This window comes from Kitasatospora sp. NPDC088391, assembly GCF_044753345.1.
In the GTDB taxonomy this organism is placed as follows: Bacteria; Actinomycetota; Actinomycetes; order Streptomycetales; family Streptomycetaceae; genus Kitasatospora.
The window spans coordinates 42,385-60,609 of record NZ_JBIVNB010000012.1 but is presented as its reverse complement, the minus strand read 5'-3'; the positions used below and the strand labels follow the sequence as shown (position 1 = coordinate 60,609).

The following is an 18,225-nucleotide window of genomic DNA, read 5'->3' as shown; positions in this document are numbered from 1 at the left end:
AGGGGGCCGGCCGCCGGCCGGACCGCGGGGCGGGTGCGGTCCGGCCGGCGGCGCCGGTCACTGGTTGGCCAGGATCTGGTTGGCCTGGGTCTCGGCGGTGGCGAGCACGCTGTCGAGGTTGGCGTTGGGGTCGGTCATCGCGGCCGACATCGCGGTGTCGAGGATCTTGTAGAGCTGCTGCGCGGCCGGGGGCTCGGTGAGCGACTTGGTGGGGTTCTTGATGTAGGGGTCGTAGTTGGACAGCGGCAGGTTGCCGTTGGTCTTGAGCGACTCGGTGATCGCCTTGATCTGCGGCGAGTCGGCGGACCAGAAGTACGGCTGCGGGACGGCGATCGCGACCGGGTCCTTGCTGGAGCCGGCCAGGGTCTTGGCGCGGGGGAAGTTGAACTGGCCGGCGTCGGGGGTCTGGTACTGGAAGTTGATCCAGGCGATCTCGGCCTTGATCTGGTTCGGGGTCTGGCCCTTCTTGATGTAGTAGAGGTCGCCGCCGCCGAGGCTGTTGCCGGGGCCGGTGGCGCCGGGCATCGGGCCGAGGCCCCATGCCTTGGGGTCGGCGCCGAGCACCTCGATCAGGTGCTTGACGACGTCGGGGGCGCCGAGGAACATGCCGACCTTGCCGGTGGCCAGCGGCGGGAAGGCGTCGGCCCACTGGGTGACCGGGGTGGCGCCGATGCTCTGGTCGGTGAAGCGCATGTCGTGCAGGCGCTTGAGGACCTGCTTGCCCTGGGGCGAGTTGAAGGCGGCCTTCTTGCCGTCGGCGGAGACCATCGTGCCGCCGAGGCTGTACAGCTCCGAGGTGAAGTGCCAGCCGCCGGTGTTGCCGCCGCTGTAGTCCTCGTAGCCGGAGATGCCGTTGCCGAGCGCGGCGATCTTCTTGGCGGCGGCCTGGACCTCGTCCCAGGTGGTCGGCGGCTTGTCGGGGTCGAGGCCGGCCTGCTTGAACAGGTCGCGGTTGTAGACCAGGCCGGTGGTGTAGTAGTTGATCGGCAGCGCGTAGACCTTGCCGTCGACCGTCATGTTGTCCTTGACCGACGGCAGCATCGAGGAGAAGCCGGGCAGCGTCTGGTCGTTGACGTACTTGGTGATGTCCTGGGCGTCGCCGGAGTTGAGGGTGGCGTCGCGGTCGGTGAAGTAGGCGTGGAACGCGCCGGTCTCGTCGTGCGCCTTGTACTGCGCGGTCTGCTGGGCCGGGACCTCGCACTGGCCGACGTACGGCTTCGCGTTGATGGTGACGTTCGGGTACTTGCTCTTGAAGAGCGCGAGGTCGTCGGCGTAGTTGGCCTTGCCGGCGGCCTGGTCCGCACCCGGGGCGCAGTCGATCGAGATGGTGACGGTCGCGTTCGGGTCGAGCGGCTTGCCGTCCGCCGTGCCGCCCGCGGCGTCGCCGCCGCTGCCGGTGGAGGAGGAGCTGCTGCACGCGGCGGTGCTCAGGAGCAGGCCGGTGGCGAGCGCGAGGGCGGCCAGCTTGCTCGATCTGTTCAGCTTCATGCGTACCCCATGGGTGGGAAGAGGTTTCGGGTGCGGCCGGACCGAAAGCCCGGCGTGGGAGGAACGTATGTGTTTCGCAGCTGCTACGCAAGATATCGACGAGACATTGAAAAGTTACGACTGCGCATCGTCGGGGTGCTCGGAACGGCCGGATTCCGGGCATGCCGGACAGGACGGGCGCAGTCAGGCGCGCCCCTCCTGTCCGGGGTCGGAGGGGTGTTACGGGTTGACGGTGATGTGCAGCGTCGAGGTGGTGTTCTGGATGTCCCGGTAGTTGTTGCTCAGCGTCAGGTGGTTGAAGGTGACGTCACCGACGGCCGGGCCCTGGCCCGACTCGGGCATCTCGTTGGCCCACAGGCCGAACCCGGACTTGGCGTCGAAGGCGTCGCCGCTCTTCTGCGCCCCGCTGATCGACACGTTGGTGAAGACGGTGTCCTTGATCGGGTTCTGCGGCTGGCCGCCCACGTAGTTGGTCTGGAACATGATGCCGCTGTAGGTGGGGTCGACGATGTCCACGTCGCTGACCCGGATGCCCTGGAACACCTTGGAGGCGGAGAACACCCAGATCCCGGGGAAGGTCTGCCCGCCCCAGAAGTGGCCGCCGGCCCGGACCAGCGAGATGTTCTGCAGGTTGGTCGGGTCCGTCCCGAAGCCGTTCATCGGGTAGCCGAAGTCCAGCGAGGAGATGGTGATGCCCGAGTAGCAGAGGGTGTCCGCGATGTAGATGTTGCGGAAGGTGTTGGCGTAGCCGCCGTACACCGCGACGCCCGCCGCGCGCCAGGTCAGGATCGAGGTGAGGTTCTGGAACACGTTGTTCTTCTCGTCCGCGCCGCCCGCGTCGATCGCGGAGAACAGCGCGAAGGAGTCGTCACCGGTGGCCCGGGCCTCGTTGTTGGAGACCAGGTTGTCGGTGGAGCCGTTGGTCATGTTGATGCCGTCGGCGAAGGTGTCCCTGATCCGCGAGTTGGTGATCGTCATGGAGTCGGTGTTGGCACCCCAGTACATGCAGACCATGTGCTCGGTCCAGATGTTGTCGATCGTGATGTTGGCGACGTTGGCGAAGTCGAAGACCTTGCCGGGGCCGTCGATCCGCGAGGTGTAGTTGCCGAAGTAGGCGAACCCGCTGAAGGTCGAGCCGTTGGCGGTGGCCTCGGCCCGGAAGCCGACGTCGGTGTTGGACTGGCCGGTCGGGGCGTAGAAGCGGGTGAACCACGGGCCCGCGCCGATCACCTTGACCGGCTTGCCGTAGACCTGGAACTTGCTCGCGGTCTGGTAGTCGCCGGCGGGCAGGTAGACGCCGACCAGGGTGCCGGTGGTGTCCATCCGGACCTTGTCCAGGGCGTTCTGCACGTCCTGGTGGGCGAAGCCGGTCGGCACGACGTACTTGGCCGGGTCCGGGTTGGCGATCTGGGTGGCCTGCTCCAGGCTGACGAAGTCGATCGCGTACTGCGAGGTGTTCGCCGCGTCCTTCTGCAGCCTGATCCTGTGCCCGGCCGGGACGGTGGTGCCCAGCAGGACGTTGGCCTCGTCGTAGACGTGCCGCGGGCTGCCCGCGCTCGGGGCGTTGCCGGGGCTGGTCTCCGAGCCGTACAGCCAGGCGTACTTGGAGGTCAGGTCGATGGCCTTGAGGAAGGTGCCGTCGACGTACACGTTCAGGGTGGCGCTGGTGCCGTCGCCGCCCGCCGCGTCCGGGATGGAGAACCGGGTGACCAGGGTGTTGGTCGCCGCCTTGGTGGTGAACTCCACCGAGGAGCCGGTGGAGTTGAGCGTGACGGCCTTGCGGCCGGACGCCTCGCCCGCCAGGTCGCCGATGGTCCGGTTCGGGCCGACCAGCTGGGCGCCGCCGCCGAGCACGCCGTCCTCGGCCTCGTAGGTGTCGAACGGCATGTTCGCGCCGCGGCCGACGTACAGGGACTGGCTGGTGGTGTTGTTGGCCTGCTTGACCGGCAGCTCGTTGGCGTCGGCGGCGATCACCGTCTTCACGGTGTAGCGGCCGTTGGCGGCGGTCCAACTGCCCAGCGAGACGGGGCTGCTGGTGGCGCCGGGTGCCAGGGTGCCGGTGTACGCGCCGGTCAGGGTCTTCAGCACGGTACCGGAGGCGGCGTCCGCGACGGTCACCGTGATGCCGTGGCTGCCGGCGGCGCTGGCCACCGTGCCCTGGTTCTTGACCGCGACGGTGAAGTTCACCGGGCTGCCGTCGGCCGGGTTGGAGGGCGACCAGGCGGACGGGGCGGCGACCAGGTCGGAGGAGGCGACCTGGTTGACCGTCAGCGAGCCCGTCAGCGCGTTGTTGGTCTCGTCCTGCTCGATGACCTTGTTGTCCTCGTCGACCTTCGCGGTCAGCTGGTAGCTGCCCGCGTTCTGCGCCGGGACCTGCGCGGAGACGGTGGTGGAGGCACCGGCCGCGAGCGCGCCGACGTTGGCCGTGCCGACCTTGGTGGCGCCCAGGTAGAAGTTCACCGAGGTGGCGCCGGAGGGGTTGGTGCCCGCGTTCTTCACCACCGCCGACAGGGTGGGGGTGTCGGTCTCCACCGGGGTGGCCGGGTTGCTGCTCACCGAGGTGACGGTCAGGTCCGGGTTGGGGGCCGGGACGCCGATCACCTGGAACTCGGCGGCCTGGCCGCCGCTGGAGCCGGAGTTGGCGGTGATCTTCAGCTGCACGTCGGCGACGGTCGCCGACACCGGGATGGTGACGGTGTTGCCGCTCGCCGGGTCGAAGCTGTAGCTCTGCGCCGGGACGAGCGTGCTGAAGCCGCTCGCGCTCTGCTCCCGGCCGTCCACCTCGATGGTCTGGGTCCGGGCGCCCCAGGCCGAGCCCGGGTTGAGCTTGACCACCACCGCGCTGGTGTTCGCGTTCGCGCCCAGCTTCACCGCGAGGGTGTTCGGGTAGCTGCCCGCCGCGCCCTCCCAGTAGGTGGCGGTGTCGTTGTCGTTGGCGTTGGTCGCCACGAAGGTGAAGGCGGTGGAGGAGGCCGAGATCGGCTTGCCCGCCGCCAGGTTGGTGCCCGTCCCGCCGCCCGTGCCGGTGCGCACCACGGTGTTGGAGGCCGCCGAGACGTTGCCCGCCGCGTCCTTCGCCTTCACGTAGTACGAGACGGTCGCGGTGTCCGGCTGGCTGTCGGTGTACGTCAGGGTGCTGCCGTTGACGCTGCCGCGCAGCGCGCCGTTGGCGTACACGTCGTAGCCGGTGACGCCGGTGTTGTCGCTCGCCGCGCCCCAGGTCAGCTTGACCTGCCCGGCGGCGGGCTGGGTGTACGCCAGGCCGCTCGGCGCGCTGGGCGCCTGGGTGTCGCCGCTCGCGCCGGTGCGGGTGACGGTGTTGGAGGCCGCGGACTGGTTGCCCGCCGCGTCCTTCGCCTTCACGTAGTACGACACCGTCTCGCTGTCGGAGCGGCTGTCGGTGTACGTCAGGGTGCTGCCCGACACGCTGGTCAGCAGCGTGCCGTTGGCGTACACGTCGTAGCCGGTGACGCCGGTGTTGTCGCTCGCCGCGCCCCAGGTCAGCTTGACCTGCCCGGCGGCGGGCTGGGTGTAGGCCAGGTTGGCCGGGGCGGTGGGGGCCTGGGTGTCGCCGGTGGTCGGGCCGTACGCCTCGAACTCGGCGAGCTGGCCGGCCGGCCAGGCGGTGTTGCCGGTGAAGGTCAGCCGCAGGTACCGGGTCGTGCTGGTGGCCAGGTTGACGGTGACGGCGTTGCCCGCGGCCGGGTCGAAGCTGTAGCCGGCCGAGGCCACCAGGTCGGTGAAGTTGCTGCCGTCGGTGGAGCCCTGCACCTTCAGGGTCTGGGTGCGCTGGCCCCATCCGGCGGGCAGCTTCAGCACCAGCCTGTTGACCGGGACGGCCGAGCCCAGGTCGCCCTGGATCCACTGCGGCCAGGCGTTGTTGACGCTCTCCCAGTAGGTGCCGGTGTTGCCGTCGCCGACGTTGCCCGCGGTGTAGTTCTGGGAGTTGCCGCTGGCCGTGAAGGTGCGCCCGGCCAGCAGGTTGGCGGAGGCGGAGGCGGCCCCGTAGACCTCGAACTCGGAGATCTGGGCGGCCTGCCAGCCGGTGTTGGCGGTGATGGCGACCCGCACGTAGCGGGCGCTGGTGGCTCCGAAGGAGATCGTCGCCTTGTCGCCGGAGGCCGGGTCGAAGGTGTAGTTCGCCGAGGAGGTGAGGGTGGAGAAATTGGTGCCGTCGGTGGAGCCGAGCACGCTGAGCGTCTCGGTCCGGGCGCCCCAGCCGCCGGGCACCTTCAGCACCACGGTGTCGATGGCCGCGGCCGCGCCCAGGTCGACCTGGAGCCACTGCGCGGAGGCGAGCCCGTTGGACTCCCAGTAGCTGTCCTGGCTGCCGTCGGCGGCGTTGCCCGGCGTGTAGGCGCCGTTGCTGCTGGAGGCGGTGACGGTCTTGCCGAGGGCCAGGTTCGGCCCTCCCGCCGCCTGTGCCGCCGGGAGCAGGGGCCCGGCGAGCAGGAGCATTCCCAGCACGGCCGACGACGCCGTCAGCCGTGTGGTGACGCGCTTCGATCTCATGACGTCCCTTCACAAGGTCGAGAAGATTCAATCTTCTGTCCATCTTTTGCGTGATGGCAGCCAAGAGTTACCGTGGCGCTACGAGCATGTCAACGGACGGGAGCGGGTGTGCGCATACGAAAAGCGGGCGGGCACCGAAGTGCCCGCCCGCTCGGCGGTCCTGCCCGCCCCCCGGTCGGGGGGCCTACTGCCCGCGGTCCGTCAGCCGCGCTCCCTGGCCGGCGCGGTCGAGCCGCGCACCACCAGCTCCGGCTCGAACAGCAGCTCGTCGTGGGTGACCCGGACCCCGGCGATCTCGCCGACCAGCAGGTCCACCACCGCGCGGCCCATCGCCTCGATCGGCTGCCGGACGGTGGTCAGCGGCGGGTCGGTGCACATCATGAACGAGGAGTCGTCGTAGCCGACCACCGACACGTCGTCCGGCACCGACAGCCCGGCCCGGCGCACCGCGCGGACCGCGCCCAGCGCCAGCGGGTCGCTCGCGCAGACCACGCCGGTGACGCCCTGGCGCAGCAGCCGGGTGGTCGCCGCCTGGCCGCCCTCCAGGCTGAACAGGGCCCGCTCGACGTGCTGTTCGGGCAGCTCCAGGCCGAACTTGCGCAGCACCGCCTCGGCCGCGGCCAGCTTGCGCTGCGAGGGCATGTGGTCCAGCGGGCCGAGCACCAGGCCGATCTTCCGGTGCCCCAGCTGGCGCAGGTGGCCGACCGCCTGCTCGACCGCCACCGCGTCGTCGCAGGAGACCCGGGGGAAGTCCAGGTGCTCGATCGCGGCGTTCAGCAGCACCGTCGGCAGGCTGCGCTCGGCGAGCCGCTCGTAGTGGTCGTGCGGGGCGTCGCCCTGGGCGTAGAGGCCGCCGAAGAAGACCACGCCGGAGACGTGCTGCTCCAGCAGCAGGTCCACGTAGTCGGCCTCGGAGACCCCGCCGGCGGTCTGGGTGCACAGCACCGGCGTGAAGCCCTGGCCGGCCAGCGCGCCGCCGACCGCCTCGGCGAAGGCGGGGAAGATCGGGTTGCCCAGCTCCGGCAGCACCAGCCCGATCAGCCGGGCCCGCTCGCCGCGCAGCTGGGTGGGGCGCTCGTAGCCGAGCACGTCGAGGGCCGTGAGCACGGCCGCCCTGGTCGCCGCGGAGACACCGGGCTTCTCGTTCAGCACCCGGCTGACGGTCGCCTCGCTGACTCCGACCTTCTTCGCCACCTCGGCGAGTCGTCGTGTCATGCGCCGAGTGTACGACAGAAAACGCAAGCCGCTTGCGCTCATTTGCAAAAGGGGACGGAACCGGCCGGTTCCGTCCCCTTCCGCGGCCGACCGGGCGACGGGCCGGCCGACGGGCCGTCAGCGCAGGTCGAACACCAGCCGGGCGGTGACCTTGCCGGACAGCACCTCCTCGAAACAGCTGTTCACGTCCTCCAGCCGGCGGGTCTCCCGGATCACCCGGGTCCGGCCCAGCCGGTGCAGCCGGAACACCTCCGCCAGGTCCTGCCGGGTGCCGACGATCGAGCCGACCACCTTCGTCCCGTTCAGCACGGTGTCGAACACCGGCAGTGTCAGCTCGCCCTCGGCGGGCAGCGCGACCAGCACCAGCGTGCCGCCGCGGCGCAGCGCGTCGTAGGCGGCCCGGAACGAGGCGTTGGAGACCGCCAGCGAGACCGCCGCGTCCGCGCCGCCGAGCTTGCGCACCTCGTGCGCGACGTCCTGGGTGCGGGCGTCGATCACGTGGTCGGCGCCGAGTTCCTTCGCCAGCCGGAGCTTGTCGTCGGTGATGTCGACGGCGACCGTCTCGGCGCCGAAGATCCGGGCGTACTGCAGGGCCAGGTGGCCGAGGCCGCCGATGCCGGAGATCAGCACCCGGGTGCCGGGCCGGGCGCCGGACAGCTTGACGGCCTTGTAGGTGGTGACGCCCGCGCAGGACAGCGGGGCGGCGTCCAGCGGGTCGACGCCGTCCGGCACCGGGACGACGTAGTCGCCGTGCGCGAGCGCGTACTCGGCGTACGCCCCGTCCACCGAGTAGCCGGAGTTGTGCTGCTGGAGGCAGAGCGTCTCCCAGCCGGTCACGCAGTGGTCGCAGCGCCCGCAGGCGTCGGCCAGCCAGGGGATCGCCACCCGCTCGCCGACCGTCACGTGCCGGACCTCCGGGCCGGCCGCCTCGACGATCCCGACGCCCTCGTGGCCGGGCACGAACGGCGGGACGGGCTTGACCGGCCAGTCGCCGTGCGCGGCGTGGATGTCGGTGTGGCACAGGCCCGAGCACTCGATCCGCACCAGCACCTGGTGCGGGCCCGGGGCCGGGACCTCGCGCTCCTCGACGCTGAGCGGGGCGGTGAAGTCCCGGACGACGGCAGCCTTCATGTCTCTGTCTCCTCACGGAAGCGGGCGAAGCGGTACATGGGGGGACGAACTCCCCGTCCCAGCCTGCCGACCGTCCGTTCGGAGCGCGAACGGACGCGCCGGGACCGCGGCCGCCGTCCGGACCGGGCCGGTCGGCCGACACCACTACGCTTGGGTCGCCCGCCCGGCCCACGGCGGCTTTCAAAGCCCGTAGGCTGGGCAGTAAGGGACCACGGGGGGCGGAAACCGCCTCCGCCGTTGACGGAGGGAGATGCCGGGTGATCGAGCTGGAAGACCTTCCCGAGTTGATCGACCCGGTGATGATCTGCGCCTTCGAGGGCTGGAACGACGCCGGAGACGCGGCCTCGGCCGCACTCGGACACCTCGACGAGACCTGGGGCGGCAAGGTGTTCGCCGCGCTCGACGCCGAGGACTACTACGACTTCCAGGTCAACCGGCCGACCATCTGGCTCGACGGCGGGGTCCGGCGGATCACCTGGCCCACCACCCGGCTGTCGGTGGTCCGGGTCACCGACCCCAAGCCGCGCGACCTGGTGCTGGTCCGGGGCATCGAGCCGAGCATGCGCTGGCGCTCGTACTGCAACGAAATCCTGGGCTTCGCGCACGAGTTGGGGGTCGAGCTGGTCGTCGTCCTGGGCGCCCTGCTCGGCGACACCCCGCACACCCGGCCGGTGCCGGTCTCCGGGGTGACCTCGGACCCGGCGGTGGCCCGCACGCTGGACCTGGAGGAGAGCCGCTACGAGGGCCCGACCGGCATCGTCGGCGTCCTCCAGGAGGCGTGCGCGCACGCGGGCGTCCCCGCCGTCACCTTCTGGGCGGCCGTCCCGCACTACGTCTCGCAGCCGCCCAACCCGAAGGCGACGCTGGCCCTGCTCAACCGGGTCGAGGACCTGCTCGACCTGCGCATCCCGCCGGGCGAGCTGGCCGACGACGCCCGGGCCTGGCAGCTGGGCGTCGACCAGCTCGCCGCGGAGGACGCCGAAGTCGCCGAGTACGTCCAGCAGTTGGAGGAGGCGCAGGACACCGCGGAGCTGCCGGAGGCGTCCGGCGACGCGATCGCCCGCGAGTTCGAGCGCTACCTGCGGCGCCGGGACAACCAGGGGCCCAAGGGCGAGAAGCCCGCGGCGGGGCACGCGACGGAGCGGCCGAAGGACGAGGACGAGGAGTAGGCGCCGAGCGCTGGGCGCAACGCGGATCGGCCCGGGGAGAGCGGTGCTCTCCCCGGGCCGATCCTGCTGTGGGTGCCGGGTTGCCCGCGCGGTTCCCCGCTCCCCTGACGGGACGGGGGAACCGCGCGGGGTCCTACAGGGCCACGCCGAGCAGGGCGTCGACGGTGCGGGAGACCAGGCCCGGGGCGCCGGTGTCCTCGCCGCCCTCGGTGGCGGCGGTCGCGGCCCAGCGGTCGACGGCGGCCAGGGCGGCCGGGGCGTCGAGGTCGTCGGCGAGGGCCGCGCGGATCTCGGCGAGCATCGCCTCGGCGGGCGGACCGTCGGGGCGGGAGACCGCGGCCCGCCAGGCGGCCAGGCGGGTGAGGGCGGCGTCCAGGTCGGCGGCCGTCCACTCCCAGTCGCTGCGGTAGTGGTGGGCGAGCAGGGCGAGCCGGATCGCGGCCGGGTCGACGCCGTCGCGGCGCAGCGCCGAGACGAACACCAGGTTGCCGCGGGACTTGGACATCTTGTGGCCGTCCAGGCCGACCATGCCGGCGTGCACGTACGCGCGGGCGTACGGGTGCTCGCCGAGGGCGACCTGGGCGTGCGCGGCGCCCATCTCGTGGTGCGGGAAGGACAGGTCGCTGCCGCCGCCCTGGATGTCGAAGTCCATGCCGAGGAACTTCAGCGCGATGGCGACGCACTCGATGTGCCAGCCGGGGCGGCCGCGGCCGAGTTCGGTGTCCCAGGCGGGTTCGCCCGGACGGGCGGCCAGCCAGAGCAGGGCGTCGAGCGGGTTCTTCTTGCCGGGGCGCTCGGGGTCGCCGCCGCGCTCGGCGAAGACCGGGAGCATCTGCTCGCGGGTCAGGCCGGAGACCTCGCCGAAGCGCGGGTCGGACTCGACCGAGAAGTAGACGTCGCCGTCGACCTCGTAGGCGGCGCCGGAGGCGAGCAGCCCCTGCACCAGCGGGACGATCCACGGGATGGACTCGACGGCGCCGACGTAGTGCGCGGGCGGGAGCATCCGCAGCGCGGTCATGTCCTCGCGGAACAGCGCGGTCTCGCGCTCGGCGAGGGCCGTCCAGTCCTGGCCGGTGGCGACGGCGCGCTCCAGCAGCGGGTCGTCGACGTCGGTGACGTTCTGGACGTACAGGACGTCGTGGCCGGCGTCCTTCCAGACCCGCTGGACCAGGTCGAAGGTGTTGTAGGTGGCTGCGTGGCCCAGGTGGGTCGCGTCGTAGGGGGTGATGCCGCAGACGTAGAGCCGGGCGGTCGGGCCGGTGGGCACGACCTCTCGGACACTGCTCGTGGCGGTGTCGTAAATGCGCAGGGGAAGCCCCTGACCGGGCAGGGCGGGAACCTCGGAGGCGGGCCAGGCATGCATGGGACCGACTCTAACCTTGCGATCATTTGAAAGACCAACCTACGGACGCGATCGGCCGGAATCCGTTCGTCCTCGGTTTCGGATCGGTATCAGACCGGCGGCCAGGGAATAGAAGGCCACTCCGCCGACGGCAGCGGATGCCGTCCGGCGGACCGCAGCGCGTCCGTCCGGGCCGCCAGCGCGGCGAGCTCACCCGCCGTCAGGTGCGGGCGCAGCCGCTCGCCGAGCGGTCCGGCCAGGTCGGCGGCGAGCCGGTCGAGGACCTCGCGGGCCTCGTCGGTGAGCGGCTGTCCGGCCCAGCCCCAGAGCAGGGTGCGGAGCTTGGGGTCGGTGTGGAAGGTGACGCCGTGGTCGATGCCGTAGATCCGGCCGTCGGCGGCGGGCAGCCAGTGACCGCCCTTGCGGTCGGCGTTGTTCAGGACGGCGTCCAGGACGGCGAGGCGGCGCAGCCGTTCGTCGTCGCGGTGCACCAGCCAGGCCTGTCGGCCGCCGTCGACCTCGGCGCGCAGGATCGGCAGCCAGCCCGGGTGCGGGCCGGTCTCCAGCGGCTGGAGGTCGAGCAGCTCGGGGGCGTCCGGGTCGGGCTCGATCCACAGCTGCACCATGCCGGGCCCGGCCGGGCCCTCGCGCAGCAGCGTCGGCGGGACCAGCCGCCAGCCGGTGGCGGCGGACACCTCGTGCGCGGCGGTCTCCCGGCCGGCCAGGGTGCCGTCGGGGAAGTCCCACAGCGGGCGCTCCCCCGCGACGGGCTTGTACACGCAGGGGGCGGTCAGGCCGTCCAGCGTGGCGGTGCAGTAGAGGACGGCGTTGGACGCGTCGGTGACCCGGCCGTGCACGGCGAGGACGCCGTCGCGCAGCAGGGCCAGCGCGGCGGCCGGGTCGGCGGCGAGCGCGGCGCTGGTGGCCGGGTCGGTGCCGGGGGCCTCCGGGGCGGCCCGCTCCCCGGTGGCCCCGGTGTTCTCGGTGGCGCCGGTGTTCCGGGGGTCCGGGTGGGTCTCGGTGCCGGGGGCGTCCGCGGCGGGCTGCTCGCTCAGCGCCGGTACCCGTTCGCGCGCGGGCACAGGTGGCCCTCCGGGTCGAGCGGCAGGTTGCAGAACGGGCAGGGCCGGCGGCCGGCCGCGACCAGGTCGAGGGCGCGCTTGGCGAACACCCGGGCCATCGCGCCGCTGAGCCGGACCCGCAGCATGTCGGGCCCGTTCTCGTCGTCGAAGACCGTCTCGCCGCCGTCCTCGTCGGCCCCCTCGTCCTCCTCGACGTACGCCTGCGCCTCGACCACCAGGCAGTCCTCGCGGGCGTCCCAGGCCAGTGCCATGGTGCCGACCCGGAACTCCTGCTCCAGCGGCACGTCCAGCGGCGCGGTGTCGAGCAGTTCGGCCGGGGCGACGGCCGGGATCGGGGCCTCGCCGCCGCTGCGCCGCAGCGCCTCGTCGAGGACCTCCTCGATGCGCTCGGCGAGCGCCATGACCTGGGTCTTCTCCAGCAGCACGCTGGTGATCCGGCCGCGCGAGGACGCCTGCAGGTAGAACGCGCGGGCGCCGGGCTGGCCGACGGTGCCGGCCACGAACCGCTCGGGCTGGTCGTAGAAGTGGACCTGACGGGACACGCTGCTCGCTCCGAATGGGTTGCGGTGTTCTCGATCTCACCCTACGGCCAAACGGGCCGGAGGTGGGCCCGGGGGCGGCCGGTTTCCGCGCTCCGCCGGGGAGTTCGCGGCGGCGGCTCCGGCGGTGCTCCGGTGCTGGCCGGGGTTCGGGCGGTGCCCGAGCAGGGCCCGGGCGGTGCCCGGGCGGGGCTCAGGCGGTGCTCAGCCGGTGCTCAGGCGGTGCCGGTCTCGCCGCCGACCACCGCGTCGTCCCCGGCGGAGCGGCCGTGCGGGCGCGGGGCCAGCGCGCCGAGGTCGCCGGTGTCGCCGAGGCGCAGCAGGTAGGGGCGGTGCGGGGTGTAGCGGATCGCGGTGACCGAGCAGGGCTCGACCGAGATCCGCTGGAAGTGGTCGAGGTGCAGGCCGAGCGCGTCGGCCACGATCGCCTTGATCACGTCGCCGTGGGTGGCGGCCACCCAGAGCGCGTCCGGACCGTGGTCGACGGCGATCTTGTCGTTCCACTCGCGGACGGCGTCCACCGTGCGGTGGCTGAGCGCGCGCAGCGACTCGCCGCCGGGGAAGGCGGCCGCCGAGGCGTGGTCCTGGACGGTGCGCCAGAGCGGCTCCTGGGCCAGCTCGGACAGCGGGCGGCCGGTCCACTCGCCGTAGTGGCACTCGCCCAGCCGCTCGTCCGCGTCGGGCTCGGCGAGGTCGGGGCGGGCCGCGCGCAGCGGCTCCAGGGTCTGCCGGCAGCGCTCCAGCGGGCTGCTGACCAGCCGGGCGATCGGCAGCCCCGCGAGGCGGTCGGGCAGCGCGGCGGCCTGGGCGCGGCCGGTCTCGTCCAGGTCGACGCCGGGCGTCCAGCCCGCCAGGATTCCGGCCGAGTTGGCGGTGGACCGGCCGTGGCGCACGAGCAGCAGGGTGGGCATACGGACCAGGGTACGGCGTCGAAGGCTCCCCGCGGGCGGCCCGGCCGGGTCACAATGGCGGGCATGATCGTGGATTGCGGCATCTACCGGGACGGGCGGCGCACCGAGGGCCCGGCGGACTTCTCGGACGCCCTGGCGGAGGTCCGCGCGGCGGGCGACGGCTTCCTCTGGATCGGCCTCGCGGACCCGACCGAGGCGGAGTTCGACCACGTCTCGGAGGAGTTCGGCCTGCACCCGCTGGCGGTGGAGGACGCGGTGACGGCGCATCAGCGCCCGAAGGTGGACATCTACCAGGACTCGGTCTTCACCGTCCTGAAGACCGCCGCGTACCACCCCGACGACGAGACGGTCTCGATCGGCGAGCTGACCATCTTCCTCGGCGACGGGTACGTGATGACCGTCCGGCACGGGCCGGAGAGCCCGCTGGCCGCGCTCCGCGGCGACCTGGAGAAGCAGCCGGAACTGCTGGCCCACGGCCCGGCGGCGGTGCTGTACGCGATCTGCGACCTGGTGGTCGACCAGTACCTGGACGTGGCGACCGAGCTGCAGACCGACCTGGACGAGCTGGAGGCGGAGATCTTCTCCCCCGGCCGCTCGCGCGGCGCCGCCGAGCGGATCTACGGCTTCAAGCGGCAGGTGGTCGGCTTCCGCAAGGCGACCTTCCCGCTGATGGAGCCCGCCCTGCGGCTGACCCGGGCGGGCAGCGCGGGCGAGGTCAAGGTCCCGTTCGTGGCGGACGGCCTGCGGCCGTACTTCCGGGACGTCGCCGACCACCTGGCCAAGGTCAACGAGGTGGTGGAGAGCCTGGACCGGCTGCTCTCCGACATCCTCTCCGCCAACCTGGCGCAGGTCAGCGTCCAGCAGAACGACGACATGCGGAAGATCTCCGCCTGGGCGGCGCTGGCGGCCGTCCCCACCATGATCGCCGGCATCTACGGGATGAACTTCGAGCACATGCCGGAGCTGCGCCAGGCCTGGGGCTACCCGGTGGCCGTCGGACTGATGGTCGGGGTCTGCCTGGTGCTGCACCGGCTGTTCAAGCGCGCGGGCTGGCTGTAGCGCCCGCGCGCCTGCTGACGGGTGGGTCCGTGGGCCGGTTCGGCAGCCCCGGGGACCGGACTCGACCGGGTGCGCGTCCGCCCCACCGGACCGGGCCCGGCTGGTCGTTGCCGGTCCCCGGGCGGCGCTGGAACACTGGTGGGCATGGCTCTTGAGGTTTCGTCACCGCTCCGAGGACACCGTGCGGTACCCGGGGCGGCCCGTCCGGGACCGGTCGGCGGGGACGGGGAGCGGCTGCAGGCGGAGTTCAACCGGACGGTGCGCCGACCCGACGAGTGCGGCGGCCTGTCGGCCGTGGCGCGTCTCCTCGACCGGCTCGCGGCCGGTGAGCAGCGGACCGCGGGTTCGGTGTGGATTCCCGACACGAACGCGCGGCTGGCACCGTCGGGGCTGCTGCGGGGCGCTTTCCCCGACTCGGACGTCCACGTGATCGCGTCCCAGTACGGCGAGGACGCGCACCGCCGGGGCTGGCTCCGGCTCGACCGCAGCCTGCCGCCCGCCGAACACGCCGCCGTCGTCGACCGGGCCGTGGCCTGGTCGGGGACCGACCGCTCCCTGTCCGACGTCCTGGCCGAGTTCGGGCAGCCGTCGGTCACGTTCGGTCCGCGGGACCCGCACCTGCCCAAGACCCTCGGCTACGCCACCGACGACCCTGCGGCCCCGGTCGTCGTCTTCCACCTCGGTTCGGCGCAGGCCGACGCGGAGCCGACGGGTGCGGAGCCGACCGCTTCGGACCCGGGAGGGCCGACGTCGGCGGAAGCGGTCCTGCTCGCGGTGCGGGTCCGCGACGACTTCTTCGACGGGTGGGAACTCACACCGTCCGGCCTCGACCGCTTCCACTGAGGGCCGGTCCGGGGCCGGTGCGGGGCCGGTGCGGGAGACCCGGCCCCGGGGTGTCCGCCGCTAGGCGAGGCCGGCCCGTTCGAGGGCGTCGACGCCGGTGCGGAGGGCGGCGATGCGTTCGTCGAGGGTCCAGCCGGCCGGGGCCAGATTCGTTTACACGCTGGAGAACGTCCTACCCCCTCGCCCTGTTCCCCGGTGCACGAACGCACAGGTCAGAGCCCTGACCGCCCGGCTCAGCAAAATGATCAACCCGGATACTCGCCGACCTCCATCCAGACCGTCTGCGTACGGGAGGAGAAGCCGTAGGAAGTGCCCAGAGACAGGACCGGGAGCGTAGCTGTCTCTAGGAACAGATCACCGGTGGTCTGCCAGTACAACCGGTAGCCGCCCTCCTTCAACCGGGACAGTCCTATCTCCTGCCGCGTGATGCCGCTCAACAGGCTCGCCACCTTGAACGCCCAGAGGTTCGTCTCCATCAGCCCCTCCCCTGTGAAGGACCCCGCCCCGTGGCGGCCTGAAGAAAGCCACGGGGCGGGGCCTGATCCCGCCGGAGGGGGAGGCCGGCGGGGGTGCGGGATGGTCAGGGTGTCCTGGCGACGTAGGTTCGGAAGCCGCCACGTTCACCGGTCGGGACGAATCCCGCCTTGATGAGTACGCGGCCGGAACCCGGGTTGTCCGGGTGGTGCCGGGCGTGCACTCGGGTCACCCCGAGGCACCGGGCCAGGTCGAGCAGGTGGCTGACAGCGAGGGTCGCGTACCCCCGGCCCCAGGTATCGGGCCGCAGCAGGTAGCTGACGGCCGCACTCGTGTCGGAGCGCTGGTGGAGCGTGGCGATGCCGACGAGTTCGCCGTCGGCGGTGATGCCCAGCACGTGGTCGCGGGGCGGCCCGGTAGGGGGTGTGAGTGCCTGCCGCGTGCGGAAGAGTGCTTCCGTCGGTCCCATCGGCGGCCGGCCGAGGTAGCGCACTGCCTCGGGAGTGTATATGCCGGGCATCGCCCGGGCGTCGCCGAGCACCAGTTCCCGCAGTTCGATCATCAGCGGCCGGCCTCATGGAGAGCAGTGAGCCGGTCCGCGAGTTCGGTGGCCAGCGGGCGGTCCCGGGCATCGGCGAGCAGCACGTCCTTGAGTACCTGCTGAAGCTCGGGCCATGCCTCGGTGTGGGCGAGCGGCACGGCCCGTTCTCCGATGGCTTCGAGCAGCGCGACCGGTCCGGCGGACTTCCGGTCGATCCCCGCGGCTTCGTAGTCCAGGGGCCAGTCTCCCGTCGCGGCGGTCCACAGGGAGGCGGCGAGGGCGTACACGTCGGACATGAAGGTAGTCAGCACGGGTTGGTGCCCGGCCGTGATCTCGGTGGCCAGCTCGGGCGCGGTGAGGTGCACCATCGTCCCCCGGAACGCCGTCCAGGGCGTTTCTCCGAGCTGACGGGACCAGGCGAAGTCGAGCAGCCGCACCCCGTCCGCGGTGTGGACCGCGTGGGCGGGCTGGAGGTCGCCGTGAATCCAACCGAGGCCGTGCAGGTCCGCGACGGCTCGGGCGACCTGGACGGCGCTCGCCAGCGCCTCGGAGCGGGTGCTGGCGCACCCGGCGCGAACGGACTTGAACCGCTGCCAGGTGTTCGGGCCTTCCTCCCAGCGCGTGACGTACCAGACCCCGCCGCCGTCGATCCGGCCGACGAGCACGTCGTGCCCGGGAAGCCGCTCCAGCACGGACGCCTCGCGGGCGGTGACCTCGGCGGCCTCCCCGGTGCCGAGCTTGACGGCCGCCGCCCCCTCCGAACCGCCGGCCTTCCACACCGCCGAGCCGCGCCGGTCGCTGATCTCCGTCAGCGTGACGGGCCCGCACAGGGACTCTGCGGCCTTCAGGGCCGCTGCGGCCTCGGCAGGGAACTCGCCCATTCTCGAACTGCCTTCCACTCGCAAGAGATGTGCTCGAAGACGTCCCGGCCGTCGTCCACGCCCACAGCAAGGGCCGTGGCGAGATCGGGCGTCCCCATGAGGAACTTCGGGTCCAGCGGTCGCACGCCCGCCCTCACGGGCAGGAACGAGAAGGGCGGCGGCGGGATGCTCCGCCCCTGTCGGCCGGTCTCGACCTCGCCCCGGACGAACTTGCCGAACATGACCCCGACGGGGGCGTACAGGTGCTTCAACACCCAGTGCGGCCAGGCCAGCAGCTCCCGGTGGTCCGCGTCCACGCAGCGCCCGAGCAGCACCACGTTCTCGCACACCAGCGTGCCGAACGGCCGCGCCATCAACGGACGCACCCACTCCGCGGCCTGGACCCCGGCGTGGAACAACTCGGCCTCCACCGCGTACCGGTGGCTGCCCGGCGCGATCTCGTAGACCGTCCACCCGGTCATGCCCCGACGCACGGACGGGCGCAGGAACGGACAGTGCTCGTACAGCGCGGCGAGGTAGCCGTGCACGTCGGCGGAGGCCGGGTGCTCCGTCCGGGCCTCGATGAGGCGGAGCGCCCCGGCGGTCGGCCGGGACGCCCCGTCGTGCGGTGCGGGAATCACAGGTAGGACGCCGCCGGGGCCACGTCGCCGTCGTCCGGCACGGGCGAGCAGTCCCACTCCGCCCAGACCTTGCCCGTTTCGCGGTAGCGGCCGAGGAGTTCGGTGTCCAGGGTGCCGTCGGCGTCGGTGAACCAGATCTCCGGCAGCGGGCCGTACGCCTCGGTGTAGGCGGACACCCAGTCGATCCAGCCCTCGCCGCCGCTCTCCGCGTGGCCGAGGGTGCGGCCGGCGTACTCGGTCGTGAAGGCGGCGTGCTCGGCGGGGTTCTCGGTCAGCCGGTGCCACGCCTTGTCGACGGCCCTGGAGAACATCTGCGGGGCGGGGAGGCCGGCGGTGGCGCGGGCACCGGCGATCTTGAAGAACTTGCCCAACTCGGTCAGCGCGGAGTCGGTTTCGTTGACGGGGTTCACGTGCCTCT

General features: G+C 72.2%; 16 protein-coding genes. 3 read left to right on the top strand and 13 right to left on the bottom strand.

Annotated features, from left to right (window positions below):
* Positions 1-57 precede the first annotated feature (57 nt).
* The 4 genes from ACIQBJ_RS29420 to adhP all read right to left on the bottom strand — a co-directional run bounded on the left by ACIQBJ_RS29420 (position 58) and on the right by adhP (position 8,346).
* Positions 58-1,488 (bottom strand): ABC transporter substrate-binding protein, encoded by a 1,431-nt coding sequence (locus ACIQBJ_RS29420; RefSeq protein WP_400716506.1) that lies wholly within the window; start codon positions 1,486-1,488, stop codon positions 58-60.
* A gap of 219 nt (positions 1,489-1,707) precedes the next feature.
* Positions 1,708-6,000, bottom strand: a complete 4,293-nt coding sequence (locus ACIQBJ_RS29415) for a discoidin domain-containing protein (protein ID WP_400716503.1) — start codon at positions 5,998-6,000, stop codon at positions 1,708-1,710.
* A gap of 201 nt (positions 6,001-6,201) precedes the next feature.
* Positions 6,202-7,215: a LacI family DNA-binding transcriptional regulator gene (locus ACIQBJ_RS29410; protein WP_400716501.1), complete on the bottom strand. Its 1,014-nt coding sequence runs from the start codon at positions 7,213-7,215 to the stop codon at positions 6,202-6,204.
* Positions 7,216-7,332: 117 nt separating this feature from the next.
* Positions 7,333-8,346, bottom strand: coding sequence for an alcohol dehydrogenase AdhP (adhP, locus tag ACIQBJ_RS29405; RefSeq protein WP_400716499.1), 1,014 nt, complete (start codon positions 8,344-8,346; stop codon positions 7,333-7,335).
* A gap of 257 nt (positions 8,347-8,603) precedes the next feature.
* Between adhP and ACIQBJ_RS29400 the strand changes: the two genes are divergently transcribed.
* Entirely contained in the window at positions 8,604-9,515 is a 912-nt protein-coding gene (locus ACIQBJ_RS29400; protein WP_400716497.1) for a PAC2 family protein, read from the top strand.
* Positions 9,516-9,648: 133 nt separating this feature from the next.
* Here the strand turns inward: ACIQBJ_RS29400 and mshC are convergent, their stop codons facing one another.
* From mshC to ACIQBJ_RS29380, 4 genes are all read right to left on the bottom strand, one after another.
* Entirely contained in the window at positions 9,649-10,878 is a 1,230-nt protein-coding gene (gene mshC / locus ACIQBJ_RS29395; RefSeq protein WP_400716495.1) for a cysteine--1-D-myo-inosityl 2-amino-2-deoxy-alpha-D-glucopyranoside ligase, read from the bottom strand.
* A gap of 89 nt (positions 10,879-10,967) precedes the next feature.
* Positions 10,968-11,744, bottom strand: a complete 777-nt coding sequence (locus tag ACIQBJ_RS29390; RefSeq protein WP_400716926.1) for an SCO1664 family protein — start codon at positions 11,742-11,744, stop codon at positions 10,968-10,970.
* 164 nt (positions 11,745-11,908) lie between these two features.
* Entirely contained in the window at positions 11,909-12,481 is a 573-nt protein-coding gene (locus ACIQBJ_RS29385; protein WP_400716493.1) for a DUF3090 domain-containing protein, read from the bottom strand.
* 212 nt (positions 12,482-12,693) lie between these two features.
* A complete protein-coding gene (locus tag ACIQBJ_RS29380) occupies positions 12,694-13,389 on the bottom strand; it encodes a histidine phosphatase family protein (protein ID WP_400716491.1) in 696 nt (231 codons plus the stop codon).
* Positions 13,390-13,452: 63 nt separating this feature from the next.
* Here ACIQBJ_RS29380 and corA point away from each other — a divergent pair, with 63 nt between their 5' ends.
* Together corA and ACIQBJ_RS29370 are read left to right on the top strand one after the other, a co-directional pair.
* Complete coding sequence (gene corA / locus ACIQBJ_RS29375; protein ID WP_400716489.1) at positions 13,453-14,448, top strand: magnesium/cobalt transporter CorA; 996 nt, start codon at positions 13,453-13,455, stop codon at positions 14,446-14,448.
* A gap of 258 nt (positions 14,449-14,706) precedes the next feature.
* Positions 14,707-15,291: a hypothetical protein gene (locus tag ACIQBJ_RS29370; RefSeq protein WP_400716487.1), complete on the top strand. Its 585-nt coding sequence runs from the start codon at positions 14,707-14,709 to the stop codon at positions 15,289-15,291.
* A gap of 245 nt (positions 15,292-15,536) precedes the next feature.
* Here the strand turns inward: ACIQBJ_RS29370 and ACIQBJ_RS29365 are convergent, their stop codons facing one another.
* From ACIQBJ_RS29365 to ACIQBJ_RS29345, 5 genes are all read right to left on the bottom strand, one after another.
* Positions 15,537-15,767 carry a hypothetical protein gene (locus ACIQBJ_RS29365; RefSeq protein WP_400716485.1) on the bottom strand — a complete coding sequence of 77 codons (231 nt, stop codon included), beginning with the start codon at positions 15,765-15,767 and terminating at the stop codon, positions 15,537-15,539.
* 104 nt (positions 15,768-15,871) lie between these two features.
* On the bottom strand, positions 15,872-16,327 hold the full coding sequence (locus tag ACIQBJ_RS29360) for a GNAT family N-acetyltransferase (RefSeq protein WP_400716483.1): 456 nt from the start codon (positions 16,325-16,327) through the stop codon (positions 15,872-15,874).
* A complete protein-coding gene (locus ACIQBJ_RS29355; RefSeq protein ID WP_400716481.1) occupies positions 16,327-17,187 on the bottom strand; it encodes a protein kinase in 861 nt (286 codons plus the stop codon). Before ACIQBJ_RS29355 ends, ACIQBJ_RS29360 begins: the two co-directional genes overlap by 1 nt.
* Entirely contained in the window at positions 17,151-17,807 is a 657-nt protein-coding gene (locus ACIQBJ_RS29350; RefSeq protein WP_400716479.1) for a hypothetical protein, read from the bottom strand. The genes ACIQBJ_RS29355 and ACIQBJ_RS29350 overlap by 37 nt, the downstream gene beginning before the upstream one ends.
* Positions 17,804-18,217, bottom strand: a complete 414-nt coding sequence (locus tag ACIQBJ_RS29345; RefSeq protein ID WP_400716477.1) for a hypothetical protein — start codon at positions 18,215-18,217, stop codon at positions 17,804-17,806. Before ACIQBJ_RS29345 ends, ACIQBJ_RS29350 begins: the two co-directional genes overlap by 4 nt.
* Between the last annotated feature and the right edge of the window lie 8 nt (positions 18,218-18,225).